Consider the following 15,524-nt stretch of genomic DNA (forward strand, 5'->3'; position numbering starts at 1 on the left):
GCTCTCCGTTGCTGTCTCGTTGATCAGGCGTTGGCCGCGTCCGCCACCGCGCGCAGCCGGCGAGCGATGGGGTGGACGTCGGCATTCGGATCGGCGTCGAACATCGCCGCGGCGATGACGTGGCGCAGCGGTCCCGCGGATTCGAGCGGCACCGCCACGCCCAGGATGCCGGCGTTGACATGGCCGCGATCGACCCCGACGCCGTCGCGTCCCGCCGCCGCCACCTCGCCGAGCCAGGTCGCGTAATCGGGCGCGACCGCCCAGGGCACCGCGGCGAACCCCGTCGCCAGCGCCGCATCGTCCAGCCCGCCGCGCGCCGCGACCAGCCGCCCCATCGCACCCAGCAGCATCGGCAGGCGGCGCCCCAGCGTGAAGGCGATGCGGATCGCAGCACCGCTGTCGGCGACATGGATCAGCTCCACCTCGTCGCCGACCACGCGCCACAGCCCGATCGTCGCGTGCAGTTCCTGTGCCGCCGCCGCCATCGCGCGCTGGGCGCGCTGCACCGGATCGTCGCGCCCGCTCAGCGGCGCGGCCAGTTCGGCGAGCCCGTCCGCCAGCGCATAGCGCTTGGCCCGGCGGTCGAACGACACCAGCCCCTCATATTCCAGCGTGCGCAGGATGTTGAGCGCGGTGGAGGGGTTGATCGCCTCCGCGCGCACGATCTCGCTCAGCCGCATGCTGTCGGCGTGACGCCCCAGGCAGCGCAGGATCGCGACCGCGGCGGTCACCGCGCCGACCGGCTTCGCCGGCACCGCGGCGGTCGCGATCGGCACCACGTTGCTCACCGCGGCAGCCCCAGCAGCGCCGCCGCCTCGCGTGGGGTGGCGACCGCACGACCGGCCCGTTCCGCCAGCGCGACCACCTGTGCGATCAGCGCGAGGTTGGTGGGCGTATGATCGCCGCCGAAATCCTCCAGTCCGACGCGGACATGCCCGCCGCGCTCGATCGCCAGGCGCGCCAGCCCCGTCTCCACCACATCGTCGCCGATCGCGGCTACCGCCCAGGGCAGTCCGGACCCGTCGAGCAGTTCCAGATAGGCATCGAGCGCGCGCTCGGTCGGCGGCAGGCCGAAGGTCACCGCGCTGCGCTTCCCGTCGAGGAAGTTGTAGCGGCCGCCGAAATACAGCTTCACGAACGCGCCGGCGGGCAGCCGCCCGGCCTGATGATAGGCGAGCGTCGTGCGCAGCCAGCCGGGTTCGTAGATCGCGATCGCGGGCGCCAGCCGCTCCTCCTCGTGCAGCGCGGCGAGCCAGGCGATGTCGCGGTACGAGGTCGCATAGACGAACGACTGGCCCGGCAAACCGTCTGCGCCATGCGTGCCCAGGTTCACCGATCCCGGGTCGAACGCGCCCATCCGCACGCCGGCGCGCGCCAGCCCGCGATAATGGCCGAAGCGCGCCTCCGCATCGGGGCCGGTCGCCACCGTTCCCCACAGGATCGCGTCGGGGCGCGCCGCCAATATCGGGGCATAGCCCTCCATATAGCGCGCGACCGCGGCGTCGCCGGTCAGGTCCATCCGCTCGATATGCGTGTGGACGATCGCCGCACCCGCGTCGATCGCGGCGAGTGCGGCGTCGGCGATCTCCTGCGGCGTCACCGGCACATGCGGGTTGCGCGTCCTGGGCGTCGCGCCGTTGAGCGCGGCCTCGATGATGAGCGGCGGCATCGTCACGCCGCCAGTGCCGCATCCCGCACCGGCTCGGGCGCCGGCTGGCGCCCGCGGATCAGCTTGCCCGGCAGCGCGCCGGTCGCCTCGCCCTCGGCATAGATCACCGCGCCCGACTTGATCGTCGCGACATAGCCGGTCGCCTTCTGCATCAGCCGTCGCGCGCCGGTCGGCAGGTCATAGACCATGTACGGCCGCCCCAGCGCCAGCGCGTCGAAATCGATGACGTTGAGGTCGGCGAGATAGCCCGGCGCCACCACCCCGCGATCCTCCAGCCCCACCGCGCGCGCAGTGTCGCGCGTCTGCTGACGCACCGTGGTGGCGAGGTCGAGCAGCGGCCCGCGCGTGCGGTCGCGGCACCAGTGCGTCAGCATGAAGGTCGGCAGGCTGACGTCGCAGATCGCGCCGACATGCGCGCCGCCGTCGGACAGCCCGGCCAGCGTGTCGGGATGCTCGATCATCGCCTGCACGTTGTCGAGATTGCCCTCGACGTAATTGTGCATCGGGAAGAACAGGAAGGCGCGCCCCTCGTCCTCCAGCAGCGCGTCATAGACCAGTTCGTCGGGGTGGACGCCCAGCCGCTCCGCCTCGGCGGCGATGCTGGTCGCGGGGTCCGGCTCGTAATCGACGTGGTGGCCGATGCGGAACATCTTGTGGTGTGCGCCCGCGACCGAGTTGACGAACGGATGATCCTTCAGCGGCGCCTCCGCGATCAACCGCGCGCGCAGGAAGGGATCGCGCATCGCCGCCACCTTCCCGGCGAGCGGCAGATGCTGGATCCTGGCATAGCTCGGCCGGCTGATGAACGGGTGGACCGATCCCTGCAACCCCAGCATCAGCCCGACCGGACGCCCGGCGATCTGCGCCTTGATCGGATAGCCTTCCGCCACCGCCTGCTCCAGCCGCCCGGTCAGTTCGCGCCACTGGTTGGGCACGACATCGGCCTGCACCATCGAGAAGCTGAGCGGCTGACCCGCGATCCTGGTCAGGTCGCGCACCAGCGCGAATTCCTCGTCCATGTCCTGAAAGTCGGACACCCACTGGATCACGCCCGATCCGGCATCCGCCAGCCCGTGCGCGATCGCCTCCATCTCCTCGCGTGCGGCGCGCACCGTCGGCGTCAGGTCGCCGTCCGCGGTGCGATGGACCATCGTGCGCGTGGTGGAGAAGCCCAGCGCGCCGTCGCGGATCGCCTCCGCGGTCAGCGCGCGCATCGCCGCGTTCTCCTGCGGCGTCGCAGGCTCGCGATCGGCGCCGCGCTGCCCCATGACGTACACGCGCAGCGCGCCGTGTGGCACCTGCACCGCGACATCGATATCGTGCGGCAGCGCCTCCACCGCATCCATATATTCGCCGAACGTCTCCCACTGCCACGACAGCCCCTCGTGCAGCGCGGCGCCGGGGATGTCCTCCACCCCCTCCATCAACCGGATCAGCGTATCCTCGTCCCCGGCACGCACCGGGGCGAAGCCGACGCCGCAATTGCCGACCACCACCGTCGTTGCGCCCAGCGTGGAGGAGGGGTCGAGTCGCGACGCCCAGGTGATCTGTCCGTCATAATGGGTGTGGATGTCGACCCAGCCCGGCGTGACGATCCGCCCCTCGGCATCGATCTCGCGCGTCGCGGGGCCGCTGACATGGCCGACGGCGGCGATGCGATCGCCCTGGATCGCCACGTCGCCACGGAACGGCGCCGCGCCGGTGCCGTCGACGATCGTGCCGTTGCGAACGATCAGGTCGTACATCGCCTCTCTCCTGCGCTTTCGTATTTTGCCGTGGAGGGTATCCTCAAGCGGCGGACAGGCAAGCAAAATTCGCGCAGGCGAACGTTATTCTCCTTGGAGAATGTCGGTGATGTCGGGACGTCGTTTTCGATGGCCAAGGCGCAACGCGCGCTGATACGGACATCGGCTGTCGTTCCACATGTCGAGGATGGTGCCATGAGTGTCTCACCGGAGCGGAGCATCGCGGGGAAGGTGGCGCTCGTCACCGGCGCGGCCAACGGCATGGGTGCCGCCACCGCGACGCTGATGGCGCGAGAGGGCGCCAGCGTCGCGGTGATCGATCGCGACGCCGCGGGGATCGCGGGGGTGGTCGACGCGATCGTCGCGGCGGGCGGGACGGCGCGGGGGTGGACGCTCGATCTTGCCGACCATGCGGCGATCGCGGGCGTCGTGACGCAGGCGGCGGAGCATTTCGGCGCGCTCGACATCGTCGTCAACAATGCCGGGATCGCGGCGATGGGCGTGGGGATCGAGGACGACGGCTATGACGCGATGTGGGATAAGATCGTCGCGATCAACCTGACCGCGCATCAACGCGTCGTGCGCGCCGCACTGCCGTGGCTGCGGCGTTCCGACAGTGCGCGGATCGTCAACATCTCATCGACCGAGGGGCTGGGCGCGTCGCCGCGCGACACGCATTACGCTGCCAGCAAGGCTGGCGTGATCGGCCTCACGCGCGCGCTGGCGGTCGATCTGGGCAAGGAACAGATCACCGTCAACGCGATCTGCCCGGGGCCGATCCACACGCCCATGACGTCGTTCGTCGACGACGGCGACAAGGCGGCGTTCGCCCGGGTGCGCACCGCCCTGCGGCGCTATGGCCGCCCGGAGGAGGTCGCGCACATGACGCTCAGCCTGTGCCTTCCCGCCGCCTCCTATGTCACCGGCGCGATCATCCCCGTCGATGGCGGCCTGACCGCGCGCAATGGCTGACCATCGGCATTAAATCGTTTGCAAGAACTGGTTCGTAGAGACGCCCCCGACCAATTCTAGGGGGAAAAATTGCTCATTCATCGCCTGTTGATCTCGACCATTCCGTTCGCGCTGCTCGTTCCGGTTCAGGCCCACGCCCAAGCCCCGGTTCCGGCCGGGGACGCGGCGGACAAGCCCGCCGACAAGGATATCGTGGTGACCGCGGTCGCGCGCGGTCGCGACCGTCTGGACAGCGCGATCTCGACCAGCTCGCTGAGCCAGGCGGAGATCCTGAAGGTCGCGCCGCGCTCGACCGCGGAGATCTTCCGCAACGTGCCCGGCATCCGCGCGGAAAGCTCCGGCGGCGACGGCAATGCCAATATCTCGATCCGCGGGCTGCCGATCGCATCGGGCGGCGCCAAGTTCCTGCAATTGCAGGAAGATGGCCTGCCGGTGCTGGAATTCGGCGACATCACCTTCGGCAATGCCGACATTTTCCTGCGCGCCGACATGAACGTCGCCTCGGTCGACGCGATCCGCGGCGGCTCCGCCTCCACCTTCTCGTCCAACTCGCCGGGCGGCGTCATCAACATGATCTCGAAGACGGGCGAGGTGCCCGGCGGCGCGATCATGGCGACGGCGGGGCTCGACTATGGCGACCATCGTCTCGACTTCGACTATGGCGCGAAGGTCAGCGACACGCTGCGCTTCCACGTCGGCGGCTTCTATCATCAGGGCGAAGGGCCGCGCCGGGTCGGCTATGACGGCACCAAAGGCGGCCAGATCAAGCTGAACGTCACCAAGGAATTCGAGGGCGGCTATATCCGCTTCTACGGCAAGTTCCTGAACGACCGGTCGGCGGGCTATCTGCCCAATCCCGTCCGCGTGACGGGCACCAACGCCGACCCGCAATACCGGAACATCGCCGGCTTCGACATCGCACGCGATGCGCTGCTGTCGCGCTACATCACCGGCAACGTGACGCTGGACGGGCAGAACAACCCGGTCGTCGACGATATCCGTGACGGGCAGCATCCGGTGGTCAAGGCGTTCGGCGTCGAGACGCGGTTCGACGTATCCGGCTGGACCGTCACCGACCGATTCCGCTACGCCGACATCTCGGGCCGGTTCATCTCCAACTTCCCCTCCAACGTCGACAGCGCGGCGGCCATCGCGACCGCGCTGGGCGGGGCGGGGGCGACGCTGCGCTATGCCACCGGTCCGGCCACGGGGCAGGTCATCGCCAACCCGTCGGCGCTGAACGGCAACGGCCTGCTGGCGCAGGTGGTGGTGTTCGATACGAAGCTGAACAGCCTCGACAATGTCACCAACGACCTGCGGGCCAGCCGCGTCGATCCGATCGGCGCGGGCGAACTGACCACGACCGCCGGCTTCTACACGTCGCGCCAGACGATCGACACCGACTGGCTGTGGACCTCCACGCTGATGGACGTGCGCGGCGACGGGCGCGCGGCGCTGGTCGATGTGGTGAGCGCCAACGGTACCGCCCAGACGCAGAACGGTTTCTACGCGTTCGGCGCCGATTATTTCGGCGGTTGCTGTCGTCGCAGCTATCGCGTCGACTATAACGTCAACGCGCCGTTCGGGTCGCTCAACTACAAGATCGGCCGAGTCGCGCTGGGCGCCAGCATCCGCTACGATGTCGGCGACGCGCAGGGATCGATCTACGGTGCCGATCTGGGCGGCGGGCGTGTCGGCACGGTGACCCGCGACATCAACGGCGACGGCGTGATCTCGGCGGCGGAAACGCGCGTGGCGACGATCCCGCTCACCAGCCCCGCGCCGGTCGATTACAGCTGGCGCTATCTGTCCTATTCGTCGGGCATCAACTTCCGCGTGTCGGAGCCGTTCGCGATGTTCGTGCGCTACAGCCGCGGCGCGCGCGCCAATGCCGATCGCCTGCTGTTCGGGCCGGCGGTCAGCACGGTCGACGGCCATCTCGTCAACGCCGACGCCGCGGTCGATTACGTCCGCCAGGCGGAAGCCGGGCTGAAGTATCGCAAGCGCGGCCTGTACGTGAATCTCACCGGCTTCTGGGCGAAGACCGAGGAGCAGAATTACGAGGCGACGCGCCAGGTCTTCATCGATCGCGAATATCGCGCCTATGGCGTGGAGCTGGACGGCGCCTATCGTACCGGGCCGTTCAGCCTGGCGGGCGGCGCGACCTGGACCGATGCGAAGATCGTCAGCGACGCGCTGAACCCCGCTGTCGTCGGCAACACGCCGCGACGCCAGGCGCGACTGATCTTCCAGGCGACGCCGCAGGTGGAGCTGGACCGTCTCACCGTCGGTGCCAACATGCTGGGCACGACCAGCAGCTATACGCAGGACACCAACCAGCTGAAGCTGCCCGGCTATACGGTGGTCAACGCCTTCGTGCAGTTCCGCGCCACCGATCGGGTGCTGGTCTCGCTCAACAGCAACAACCTGTTCGACGCCAACGGCTTCACCGAGGCGGAGGACGCGGTGATCCCGGCCAACGGCATCGTGCGCGCCCGCGCAATCAACGCGCGGACCACATCGCTGTCGCTGCGCGTCGGCTTCTGAAGAGATCGGGACGCCGTCGCCCGGCGGCGTCCCGCTCGCTCAATTCTGCATCAGGCGTTCGGCCTCACGCGCAAGATGGCTGAGATCATAGGCGTCGAATGCCTCGTGCCGGGGCCGCGTATCGGCGACGCACAGCGCGCCGAGCGCGAATCCGGCGCGATCCACCAGCGGAATGCCGGCATAGAAGCGCACATGCGGCAGCCCCAGCACCGCCGGATTGTGCGAAAAGCGCGGATCCAGCGTCGCGTCCGACACGATCAGCGGCTCGCCGGGGCGCAGAATGGCGAAGGCGCAGAAGGATTCGGATCGCGGGCGCTCGCTGTCGTCGATGCCGACCCTGGCGGCGAACCACTGACGGCTGCGATCGATCACCGACACGGCGGCGATCGGCGCGCCGGCCAGCGAGGCGGCCTGTTCGACGATCCGTTGCAGCTCCGGATTGGCGGCGCGACGCGTCACGCCCGATGCATCGACCGCCCGCTGACGGGCCGCCTCGTCGAAGGGGAGGGGAAAGTGCATCGCGGTAGAAGTCTCCTCGATGATAATATCCGGGGTCAGGGGCCGCGACTCCGCCCCTCGACGCCGTGTGAAGCATCGGGGATGACGTGAAAATCGTGTCAAATCAATGATATTTCTGGTGTCGAGGCGGCTCGCGCAGTGACGCGTGGCTTGAACGGGCCGGCGATGGCTGGCACGTTCGATCGCCGCGAGCAGCTGTACCGGAGTGCGTTGACCATGCCCTATGCCCCGTTCGATCTCACCGGCAAGGTGGCTCTGGTAACCGGAGGCAACGGCGGGATCGGGCTGGGCATGGCCGAGGCGCTGGCCGCGGCGGGCGCCGATATCATCATCTGGGGCAACAAGCCCGACAAGAACGCCGCCGCGCTGGAGCGATTGCAGCGCCACGGCACGCGCGTGACCGTCGAGCGGGTCGATGTCGCCGACGAACAGGCGGTCGAGGCGGGGATCGCCGCCGCCGTGCGCGACGCCGGACGGCTGGACTTCGTCGCCGCGAACGCGGGCATGGGGCTGGCCGCGCCCAGCTTCGACGCGATGCCGACCGAGACGTGGAGGCGCGTGCTGGCGGTCAATTTGGACGGCGTGTTCTGGACGTTGCGCGCCGCCGCGCGCCACATGCGGGAACGCGCCGAGCGCGGCGATGCCGGCGGATCGCTGCTGGTCACCTCGTCGACCAGCGCGCTGCACGGCGCGCCCCGCAACCAGGCCTATGCCGCCGCCAAGGGTGCGGTGCTGCCGATGATCCGCGGCATCGCGGTCGAATATGCGCGCTGGGGCGTCCGCGCCAATGCGGTGCTGCCGGGATGGATCACGACCGACATGACCGCGCGGCTGCAGAACCAGAAGCGGTTCGAGGACAAGGTGATCGGCCGGGTGCCGCTGCGACGCTGGGGCGAGCCGGAGGATTTCGGCGGGATCGCGGTCTATCTGGCGTCCGATGCCTCGCGTTTCCACACCGGCGACAGTTTCGTCATCGACGGCGGCTACACCATCTTCTGACGCCCCACCGCGTCCGACCGATCGCTAGGCGAGGCGCAGCGGCAGGCTGCGCAACCGCTTGCCCGTCGCGTCATGGACGGCGTTGGCGAGCGCGGGGATGACGGGCGGCAGCGCCGGCTCGCCCAGCCCCGTCGGCGGCGCGGCGGACGGCACGAAGACCACGTCGATCGCCGCCGGCGCGCCGTCGATCCGCAGCAGCGGGAAGTCGGCGAAACTCTCCTGCACCACCGCGCCGCCGCGCACCTCGATCGTCTGGCCCAGGATCGCCTGCGCGATCCCCTCGATCACCGCGCCCTGCACCTGATGGACCGCGTTCAGCGGGTTGATGACATGCTGGCCGACGTCGCCCGCGACCCATACCTTGTCGACCCGCACCACGCCGCCGTCGCCGACCGTGACGTCGACGACCTCGGCGAAATAGCCGGCGTGGCTGAAGTAGAAGCCGAACCCTTGGCCCCGGCCGCCGCCGCGCGGCAGGCCGTGGCCGCGCGCCGGACGCCATCCGGCGCGGGTGCAGACCGCCTCGATCACGGCGCGCGCGCGTCCCGTGTCGAAGGCGGCGCCACGTGCCGGCGGCGGCAGCGTGCGCGCCGCGCCCAGCGTCCGGCGCAGCAGTTCGGGCAGGTCGAGCCCGGCCGCCTCCGCCACCTCGTCGAGGAACCCCTGAAAGACGAACGCCATCGCATTGCTGGTCGGCGCGCGCAGCCAGCCGGTGGGAACGGTGGTGGCGAGATAGGATGCGCCGTAATGCACCGCGGGGACGAGCTGCGCGGGGAATTCCAGCGGGCTCATCTCCGCGGCGATCGCAGGCTCGCCGGCAGTGCCGAAGCTGACGAAATGATCGCGGATCGCGACGATCGCGCCCGCCGCGTCCAGTCCGGCGGTCAGCCGATGCCACCCCGCCGGCCGGTAGAAGTCGTGCCGGATATCATCGGCGCGATCGTACAGCAGTTTGACGGGGCGTCCCGGCACCGCCTTCGCGATCGACGCCGCCTGCACCATATAGTCGTTCATCAGACGACGGCCGAACCCCCCGCCGATTCGCGTCATGTGGATCGTGATCGCCTGCGGATCGATCCCCAGTGCCTTAGCGGTCAGCTTGCGCCCGGCGGCGGGCGACTGACTGGGCGCCCATAGCTCAAGCTGCCCGTCGCGGAACAGCGCGGTGCAATTCTGCGGCTCCAGCGTGGCATGCGCGAGGAAGGGATAGTCGTAGCGCGCGGTGACGAGGCGGTGCGCGCCGCGCATCGCCGCCGCCGCGTCGCCGCTGCGATACAGGTCGTGCTGCGGCTCGCGCTCCATCAGGGTCGTGGCCGCGCGGTCATAGGCGGCGGTGTCGTGATCGCCCGCCGGCGGTGAGGACCAGGTGACCGCCAGCGTGCGGCGCGCCTGGCTGGCGGTCCACCAGCTGTCCGCGACCACCGCGACCGCATCCGTCCGTCCCTCGCCGACCAGCCCGCTGTTGAGCGGGACGACCGCGGCCACCCCCTTCACGGCGCGGGTCGCGCGGTCGTCGAGGCTGGCGATCGTCGCACCGAACACCGGGCTGATCAGGATCGCGGCGTGGAGCATGTCCGGGACATCGGTGTCGATGCCGAACAGCGGCTGCCCGCGCACGATCGCCGGCGTGTCGACGCCGCGGACCGGCGTGCCGATGATGCGGAAGCGCTCCGCCGCCTTCAGCGGTGCCGTCGTCGGATCGGGCGCGGGCAGCCCCGCGGCGCGCGCGGCGAAGGCGGCATAGGGCATGCGGCGTGCGCCCGATGCGTCGACCACATGACCGCGATCGGTCGACAGCGTCGCGGCATCGACGCGCCATTCCGCGGCCGCAGCGGTCAGGATCATCTGCCGCGCCGCCGCGCCGACCTGGCGCATCGGCAGCCAGTTGACCGGCGTCGCGCGGCTGCCGCCCGCCACTTGCGGACCATAGAGCGCGTCGTTCGCCAGCGTTTGCTCGATCCGCACCTGCGTCCAGTCGAGGTCCATCTCCTCCGCGATCAGCATCGGCAGCATCGTGCGGACGCCCTGGCCGATCTCCGGGTTCTTGGCGCCGATCGTCACCGTGTTGTCGGCCGCGATCCGGACGAAGACGTTGATCGCCACCGCACCCGCCGCGCCCTGCGCCAGCAGCGGAATGCGCGCGTCGAACGCCAGCCCGGCACCCGCCAGCACCGACACCGCGAGAAAGCTGCGGCGATCGATGGCCGCGCGCGCGGTCATGCCGCCGCCCCCGCCGCCTGCGCGATCGCGGCGCGGATCCGCAGATAGGTCGAGCACCGGCAGATATTGCCCGACATCGCCGATTCGACCTCCGCGGGCGAGGGATGCGGCGTCTGCGACAGCAGTGCGGTAGCGGACATGATCTGCCCGGCCTGGCAATATCCGCATTGCGGCACGTCCAGCGCGATCCAGGCCGCGGCGACGCGCGCACCGGCGGGCAGCGTCGCGACATGTTCGATCGTCGTGACCGTCCGCCCCGCGATCGTGCCGACCGGCGTCTGGCACGACCGGATCGCCTCGCCATCGACGAGGACGGTACACGCGCCGCACAGTCCCGCGCCGCAGCCGAACTTCGTGCCCGGCAGCCGCAGATCCTCGCGCAGCACCCACAACAACGGCTTGTCGGGATCGGCATCCACGCTGCGGGACGTGCCGTTCACCGTGATCGTCGTCGCCATCCGTGTCCCCCCGGTCACCGCCACCGTCCGAATGTTGGACATCTATCCAGTTTTCGTCAAGCGGCTGCGCTCTTGCCATTGCCCGGGGCGGGTTCTACGGCGTTAAGCCGTGCTTCGATAAGCCACTGAGTATCGTATGAATTGCGTCACCGCTCCTACGCGACCCGGCATCTACGCACGCGGTGCCGAGACGGTGGACGCCATCCTGAAAGCCGCGCTGGAATTGTTGATCGACGAAGGCGCGGTCGCTTTCACGATCCGTCGCATCGCCGCGCGCTGCGACATGCGGGTCGGCAACGTCAGCTATCATTTCCCGCGCAAGGAGCTGCTGGTCCAGACGCTGCTCGACGATCTGATCGAGAATTACTCGCGCGTGCTGGCGGAGATGGTGCGCATCCCCTCCGTCCCCGCGGAGGAGCAGCTGCGGCTGCTGATCGTGCTCTGCCTGGACGATATCCGCGGCAAGCGCACGACGCGGCTGTTCTCGGAATTGTGGGCGCTCGCCAACCATAACGACTTCGTCGCCGATCGCGTGCGCCTGTTCTACCAGCGCGTGCACGATTATATCGGCGAATACGTGGCGCTGGTGAACCCGGCGCTTTCCCCCGACGAGGTCCATACCGTGTCGCTGTACATCAGCGCGTCGATGGAGGGGACGACGCCGTTCCTGGGCTATGAGAAGCCCTGGGCGCACAAGATGCCCGCGATCACCGCGCTGGCGGCGAAATGGCTGGTCGATCTTGCCAGGACGGTCACGTCGCGCGACATTGCGGGTCTGCCGCCGGTCGCGAACTGACGGCGGCCATCATCGTGGGGCGTATCGGGGGATGATCTGAACGGCGGGCGTCGCAAGGCGCGGGTCGTTGTGAGGTCTTGAATGGAGCCATCTTCCGCGCGTGCGCCGTGGCGCGCGATCGTCGTTGCCGCGCTGGCATGCCTGCAGCCCGGCATCGATCCCGTGTTCCTGACGCTGTTGTCGCAGGCCGGCGGACTGCCGGCGCAGACGCATGGCTGGATCGTCGGCGCCACGCAGGGCGGGATGGCGATCGGCGCCTTGCTGGTGTGGCGGCGCCGGCCGTTCCTGCCGCGGCGTGCAAGCCTGTTCGCCGCGCTGGTGGCGATCGTGGCGGCCATCGCGACCGGGGTCGCGCGCGATCTTGCCGCAATGCTGGCGATCCGCGCGACGTTCGGCGTGGCGATGGGGATCGTCTATACCGAGGCGATGGGCGCGGCAGCGGCGACGCACCCGACGCGGTCCTATGCCACCGTGTTCCTGTCGCAATTGCTGCTGTCGACAGTGACCGCGCTCGCGCTGCCGACGCTGTCGCACGCCGCCGGCGCGCGCGCGACGCTGCTCGCGCTCGCGCTGGTGCCGCTGGTCGTGGCACTGCTGGTCGCGGGTGCGCCGTCGGTCGTCCGGGAAGAGGCCCCGCGCGGTGTTGCGCGCGCGACATCACCCATCGCCTGGGCGCTCGCCCTCGCCACCTTCGCCTTCATCTGCGCGACGATGATGGTGTGGAGTTCGGCTGGTGCGCTGGCGACCGACCATGGCTTCGACGCGGGTGCGATCGGCGTCGCGGTCGCGATCGGATCGATCACGGGCGCCGCGACTGCGCTGGCGATGATGCGCGAGCGGCGGCGGTGGCCGCTGCCGCTGACCGGGCTGGCCGCGAGCGCGTGTCTCCTCGCGCCGCTGGTGCTTACCCCGCTCGGCGATCGTACCCTGTTCGTGGGCGCGATCGTGCTGCTGAACATCGGTTCGACCGCGATCATCATCCGCTGTTCGGGCGCCGCCGCCGCGGCCAGCGACGATGCCGTCTTCCGCCGCTTCGTCGCTTGTACCCATCCGCTGGGCATGATCGCCGGGCCGCTGGCGGGTGCCGGACTTACCGCGCTGGCCGGCGTTTCCGGGCTGGCCGGCGGCGCGCTCGCGTCGCTGGCCTGCGGGTGCGGCGCGCTGCTCGTGGGGGCGGGCGCTCCATCCTTGTCGCGCTATCCCGAAAAAACGCGATCGGCCGCTTGACGAAATCTGGACACATGTCCAAACTTGATTCGTATCGGCAGGGGGGACAGTCGACCAATGAGGATGTTTCGCGCCATCGCGTCTGCGGCCATCGGCAGCGGCCTGTTGATCGCCGCCAGCGCCGCGCCCGCCCAGACCGAATTGCAGCCGGAGGTGTCGGACACGATGCGTGCCGATCCGCCGCAGCCCGACTGGTTCTTCGTCGACGGCGGATGGGATCAGCCCGGCACGTCCATCTTCGACGGCCGCAGCGGCAAGATGAAGGGGATGGTGGAGACCAGCCGTCTGACCGATTTCGCGATCGATCCCGCCGGCAAATATTATTACGTCGCGGAATCGATCTGGTCGCACCGCGATCGCGGCACGCGGCAGGACATGGTGTCGGTCTATGACGCCCGCGACATGAAGCTGCAGGCGGAGATCGCGATCCCCGGGCGCATTTTGATCGGCGCGCGCAAGAACAATTTCGTCATCAGCGACGACGGCCGCTGGGCCTATGTGTACAATCTCGATCCCGCGTCCTCGGTCAACGTGGTCGACCTGGCCGCGCGGAAGTTCCGCCGCAACGTCGAACTGCCCGGCTGCGCCAGCCTGATGCCCAATCCGGGTGTGGGCTTCTCCGCCCTGTGCTCCGACGGGTCGATCGCCACGGTCGACATGACGCGCAGCAAGCCCGCGATCACGCGCACCGCGCCGTTCTTCAAGGCGACCGACGATCCGATCTTCGACAATTACGCCTATGATGCGGCGAAGAAGCGGGCGGTGTTCCTGACCTATACCGGGCTCGTCTATACCGCGACGGTGGGGGCAGCGCCGGTGGTGGCCGCGCCCTTCTCGATCCAGGCCGCGGCCGGGATGCGCCCCGGCGAGACGACGCCGCTGGAGGTCAACTGGCTGCCCGGCGGACGCCAGCCGATGGCGCTGCACCGCCCCTCCGGCCACCTGTTCGTGCTGATGCACATGGGCGAATATTGGTCGCACAAGGCATCGGGCACCGAGGTTTGGGACGTCGACCTCGCCACGCAGAAGGTGGTGAAACGCTTCACGCTCGACAAGCCGATGAACAACATCGAGGTCAGCCAGACCGCCACGCCGATGCTCTATCTGGATGGCGAGGGGAAGACCGCGATCGTCGTCGACGCCGTGACCGGCGAGCGGCGGCACGAGATCAAGAATGCCGGCGGCGGCGTCATCACCGTCGTCAATCCCTACTGACGATGGACGGCGCCGACGGCCTTGCCATCGCCGCGCTGGCCGCCTCGATCGGCGCCGGGCTGATGTTCGTCGCGGCGGGATTGGTCAAGCTGCGCCACCGGTCGCTGGTGGAGGGGGTGGTGGCCGATTATCGACTGCTGCCCGCGTCGCTCGTCGCGCCGGTCGCCCGCGCGCTGCCGTGGGGGGAGATCGCGCTCGGGCTCGCGCTGGTGGCGGGGCTGCGGCCATGGGCACCCGGTGCCGGCATCGCGCTGCTGCTCGCCTTCGCGGCGGCCATGGCGGTCAACATCCGGCGTGGGCGCCGAAATATCGATTGCGGCTGCGGACTCTCGGCGCTGCGCCAGCCGCTCGGCTGGGGGACGGTGGCGCGCAACGTCGCGCTCGCGGCGTCGCTGCTGCCTGCGACCGTCCTCGACGCTCCGCACGGCGCCGCCGCGATCCTGGTTGCCGCGGTGACCGGCGCGGCGCTGTTCCTTTGCTATCTGATCGGCAACGCGATCGCCGCGCTGCCGTCGACGCCGTCGCGGGCCATGGGGAGATAAATCGAGCATGATGACGATATTGATCGTGTCCCAGGCGCTATCCTGGCTGATGGTGCTGGCGCTCGGCGTGGCGCTGCTTGCGGTGGCGCGACAGGTGGGCGTGCTCCACGTCCGCGTCGCCCCGGCGGGCGCGCTGACCACCGCGGGCGGCGTGGGCGTGGGTGATCGCCCCGCGGCGGTGCCCGCGACATTGCTCGACGGCGGCGCGACCGTCGTGGGCGGCGCCGCGCCGGGCGCGGGGCTGCGGCTGCTGATGTTCGTGTCGGCGCAATGCCCGCTCTGCAAGTCGATGATCCCGACCGCGCGCTCGTTCGCGCGGCATGAGCGGGTGGCGCTGACGTTCGTGGGCGACGACGATCCTGTGGCGCAGCGTGCGCTGATCGCGCAGCAGGGGATCGAGGCCTATCCGTTCGTCAACGGCCCCGAGGTGGGGCGCGCGTTCGGCGTCGCCAAGCTGCCGTTTGCGGTGCTGCTGGCGGTGGATGGCACCGTGCTGTCCAAGGGGCTGGTGAACAGCCGCGAACATCTGGAGAGCCTGATCGTCGCGCACGAAATGGGGATCGCGTCGGTGCAGGACTATATCGCCACGCTGAAGGTCGAGGCCGCCTGAACGGC

At 69.5% G+C, this 15,524-nt stretch carries 14 protein-coding genes; 8 read left to right on the plus strand and 6 right to left on the minus strand.

Annotated elements, in window-relative coordinates:
• Window positions 1-23: 23 nt before the first annotated feature.
• The 3 genes from PGN14_RS13890 to PGN14_RS13900 are packed head-to-tail and all read right to left on the minus strand — an operon-like array spanning window position 24 to window position 3,414.
• On the minus strand, window positions 24-788 hold the full coding sequence (locus tag PGN14_RS13890) for an IclR family transcriptional regulator (RefSeq protein WP_335300182.1): 765 nt from the start codon (window positions 786-788) through the stop codon (window positions 24-26).
• A complete protein-coding gene (locus tag PGN14_RS13895; RefSeq protein WP_335300183.1) occupies window positions 785-1,669 on the minus strand; it encodes a 3-keto-5-aminohexanoate cleavage protein in 885 nt (294 codons plus the stop codon). The genes PGN14_RS13890 and PGN14_RS13895 overlap by 4 nt, the downstream gene beginning before the upstream one ends.
• Window positions 1,670-1,671: 2 nt before the next feature.
• Window positions 1,672-3,414 carry an N-acyl-D-amino-acid deacylase family protein gene (locus tag PGN14_RS13900; RefSeq protein ID WP_335300184.1) on the minus strand — a complete coding sequence of 581 codons (1,743 nt, stop codon included), beginning with the start codon at window positions 3,412-3,414 and terminating at the stop codon, window positions 1,672-1,674.
• A gap of 195 nt (window positions 3,415-3,609) precedes the next feature.
• Here PGN14_RS13900 and PGN14_RS13905 point away from each other — a divergent pair, with 195 nt between their 5' ends.
• Window positions 3,610-4,386: an SDR family NAD(P)-dependent oxidoreductase gene (locus PGN14_RS13905; protein WP_335300185.1), complete on the plus strand. Its 777-nt coding sequence runs from the start codon at window positions 3,610-3,612 to the stop codon at window positions 4,384-4,386.
• 69 nt (window positions 4,387-4,455) lie between these two features.
• Window positions 4,456-6,933: a TonB-dependent receptor gene (locus PGN14_RS13910; protein WP_335300186.1), complete on the plus strand. Its 2,478-nt coding sequence runs from the start codon at window positions 4,456-4,458 to the stop codon at window positions 6,931-6,933.
• A 39-nt stretch (window positions 6,934-6,972) separates the two neighbouring features.
• On the opposite strand, the gene PGN14_RS13915 is transcribed toward PGN14_RS13910, so the two are convergent.
• Complete coding sequence (locus PGN14_RS13915) at window positions 6,973-7,452, minus strand: GAF domain-containing protein (RefSeq protein ID WP_335300187.1); 480 nt, start codon at window positions 7,450-7,452, stop codon at window positions 6,973-6,975.
• Window positions 7,453-7,617: 165 nt separating this feature from the next.
• Here PGN14_RS13915 and PGN14_RS13920 point away from each other — a divergent pair, with 165 nt between their 5' ends.
• Window positions 7,618-8,451, plus strand: a complete 834-nt coding sequence (locus tag PGN14_RS13920) for an SDR family NAD(P)-dependent oxidoreductase (protein ID WP_335300188.1) — start codon at window positions 7,618-7,620, stop codon at window positions 8,449-8,451.
• A 24-nt stretch (window positions 8,452-8,475) separates the two neighbouring features.
• Here PGN14_RS13920 and PGN14_RS13925 read toward each other — a convergent pair whose 3' ends face one another.
• Window positions 8,476-10,671, minus strand: a complete 2,196-nt coding sequence (locus PGN14_RS13925; protein WP_335300189.1) for a xanthine dehydrogenase family protein molybdopterin-binding subunit — start codon at window positions 10,669-10,671, stop codon at window positions 8,476-8,478.
• Window positions 10,668-11,129: a (2Fe-2S)-binding protein gene (locus tag PGN14_RS13930; protein WP_335300289.1), complete on the minus strand. Its 462-nt coding sequence runs from the start codon at window positions 11,127-11,129 to the stop codon at window positions 10,668-10,670. The genes PGN14_RS13925 and PGN14_RS13930 overlap by 4 nt, the downstream gene beginning before the upstream one ends.
• A 193-nt stretch (window positions 11,130-11,322) precedes the next feature.
• Between PGN14_RS13930 and PGN14_RS13935 the strand changes: the two genes are divergently transcribed.
• The 5 genes from PGN14_RS13935 to PGN14_RS13955 all read left to right on the plus strand — a co-directional run bounded on the left by PGN14_RS13935 (window position 11,323) and on the right by PGN14_RS13955 (window position 15,519).
• Window positions 11,323-11,925 (plus strand): TetR/AcrR family transcriptional regulator, encoded by a 603-nt coding sequence (locus PGN14_RS13935; protein ID WP_335300191.1) that lies wholly within the window; start codon window positions 11,323-11,325, stop codon window positions 11,923-11,925.
• An 81-nt stretch (window positions 11,926-12,006) separates the two neighbouring features.
• Window positions 12,007-13,152 (plus strand): MFS transporter, encoded by a 1,146-nt coding sequence (locus tag PGN14_RS13940; protein ID WP_335300192.1) that lies wholly within the window; start codon window positions 12,007-12,009, stop codon window positions 13,150-13,152.
• 57 nt (window positions 13,153-13,209) lie between these two features.
• Window positions 13,210-14,367 (plus strand): amine dehydrogenase large subunit, encoded by a 1,158-nt coding sequence (locus PGN14_RS13945; RefSeq protein ID WP_335300193.1) that lies wholly within the window; start codon window positions 13,210-13,212, stop codon window positions 14,365-14,367.
• A 2-nt stretch (window positions 14,368-14,369) separates the two neighbouring features.
• Complete coding sequence (locus PGN14_RS13950) at window positions 14,370-14,909, plus strand: MauE/DoxX family redox-associated membrane protein (protein WP_335300194.1); 540 nt, start codon at window positions 14,370-14,372, stop codon at window positions 14,907-14,909.
• A 7-nt stretch (window positions 14,910-14,916) separates the two neighbouring features.
• A complete protein-coding gene (locus PGN14_RS13955) occupies window positions 14,917-15,519 on the plus strand; it encodes a methylamine utilization protein MauD (protein WP_335300195.1) in 603 nt (200 codons plus the stop codon).
• The last annotated feature ends 5 nt before the right edge of the window (window positions 15,520-15,524 follow it).

It is taken from the genome of Sphingomonas adhaesiva, assembly GCF_036946305.1.
Taxonomy (GTDB): Bacteria; Pseudomonadota; Alphaproteobacteria; order Sphingomonadales; family Sphingomonadaceae; genus Sphingomonas; species Sphingomonas adhaesiva_B.

Excerpts from the sequence above, each read along its gene's own strand:
- PGN14_RS13895 (WP_335300183.1), bottom strand. The coding sequence starts at position 1,669 with ATGCCGCCGCTCATCATCGAGGCCGCGCTCAACGGCGCGACGCCCAGG.
- PGN14_RS13955 (WP_335300195.1), top strand. The coding sequence starts at position 14,917 with ATGATGACGATATTGATCGTGTCCCAGGCGCTATCCTGGCTGATGGTG.
- PGN14_RS13920 (WP_335300188.1), top strand. The coding sequence starts at position 7,618 with ATGGCTGGCACGTTCGATCGCCGCGAGCAGCTGTACCGGAGTGCGTTG.
- PGN14_RS13940 (WP_335300192.1), top strand. The coding sequence starts at position 12,007 with ATGGAGCCATCTTCCGCGCGTGCGCCGTGGCGCGCGATCGTCGTTGCC.
- PGN14_RS13950 (WP_335300194.1), top strand. The coding sequence starts at position 14,370 with ATGGACGGCGCCGACGGCCTTGCCATCGCCGCGCTGGCCGCCTCGATC.
- PGN14_RS13925 (WP_335300189.1), bottom strand. The coding sequence starts at position 10,671 with ATGACCGCGCGCGCGGCCATCGATCGCCGCAGCTTTCTCGCGGTGTCG.
- PGN14_RS13905 (WP_335300185.1), top strand. The coding sequence starts at position 3,610 with ATGAGTGTCTCACCGGAGCGGAGCATCGCGGGGAAGGTGGCGCTCGTC.
- PGN14_RS13945 (WP_335300193.1), top strand. The coding sequence starts at position 13,210 with ATGAGGATGTTTCGCGCCATCGCGTCTGCGGCCATCGGCAGCGGCCTG.
- PGN14_RS13900 (WP_335300184.1), bottom strand. The coding sequence starts at position 3,414 with ATGTACGACCTGATCGTTCGCAACGGCACGATCGTCGACGGCACCGGC.
- PGN14_RS13915 (WP_335300187.1), bottom strand. The coding sequence starts at position 7,452 with ATGCACTTTCCCCTCCCCTTCGACGAGGCGGCCCGTCAGCGGGCGGTC.
- PGN14_RS13930 (WP_335300289.1), bottom strand. The coding sequence starts at position 11,129 with ATGGCGACGACGATCACGGTGAACGGCACGTCCCGCAGCGTGGATGCC.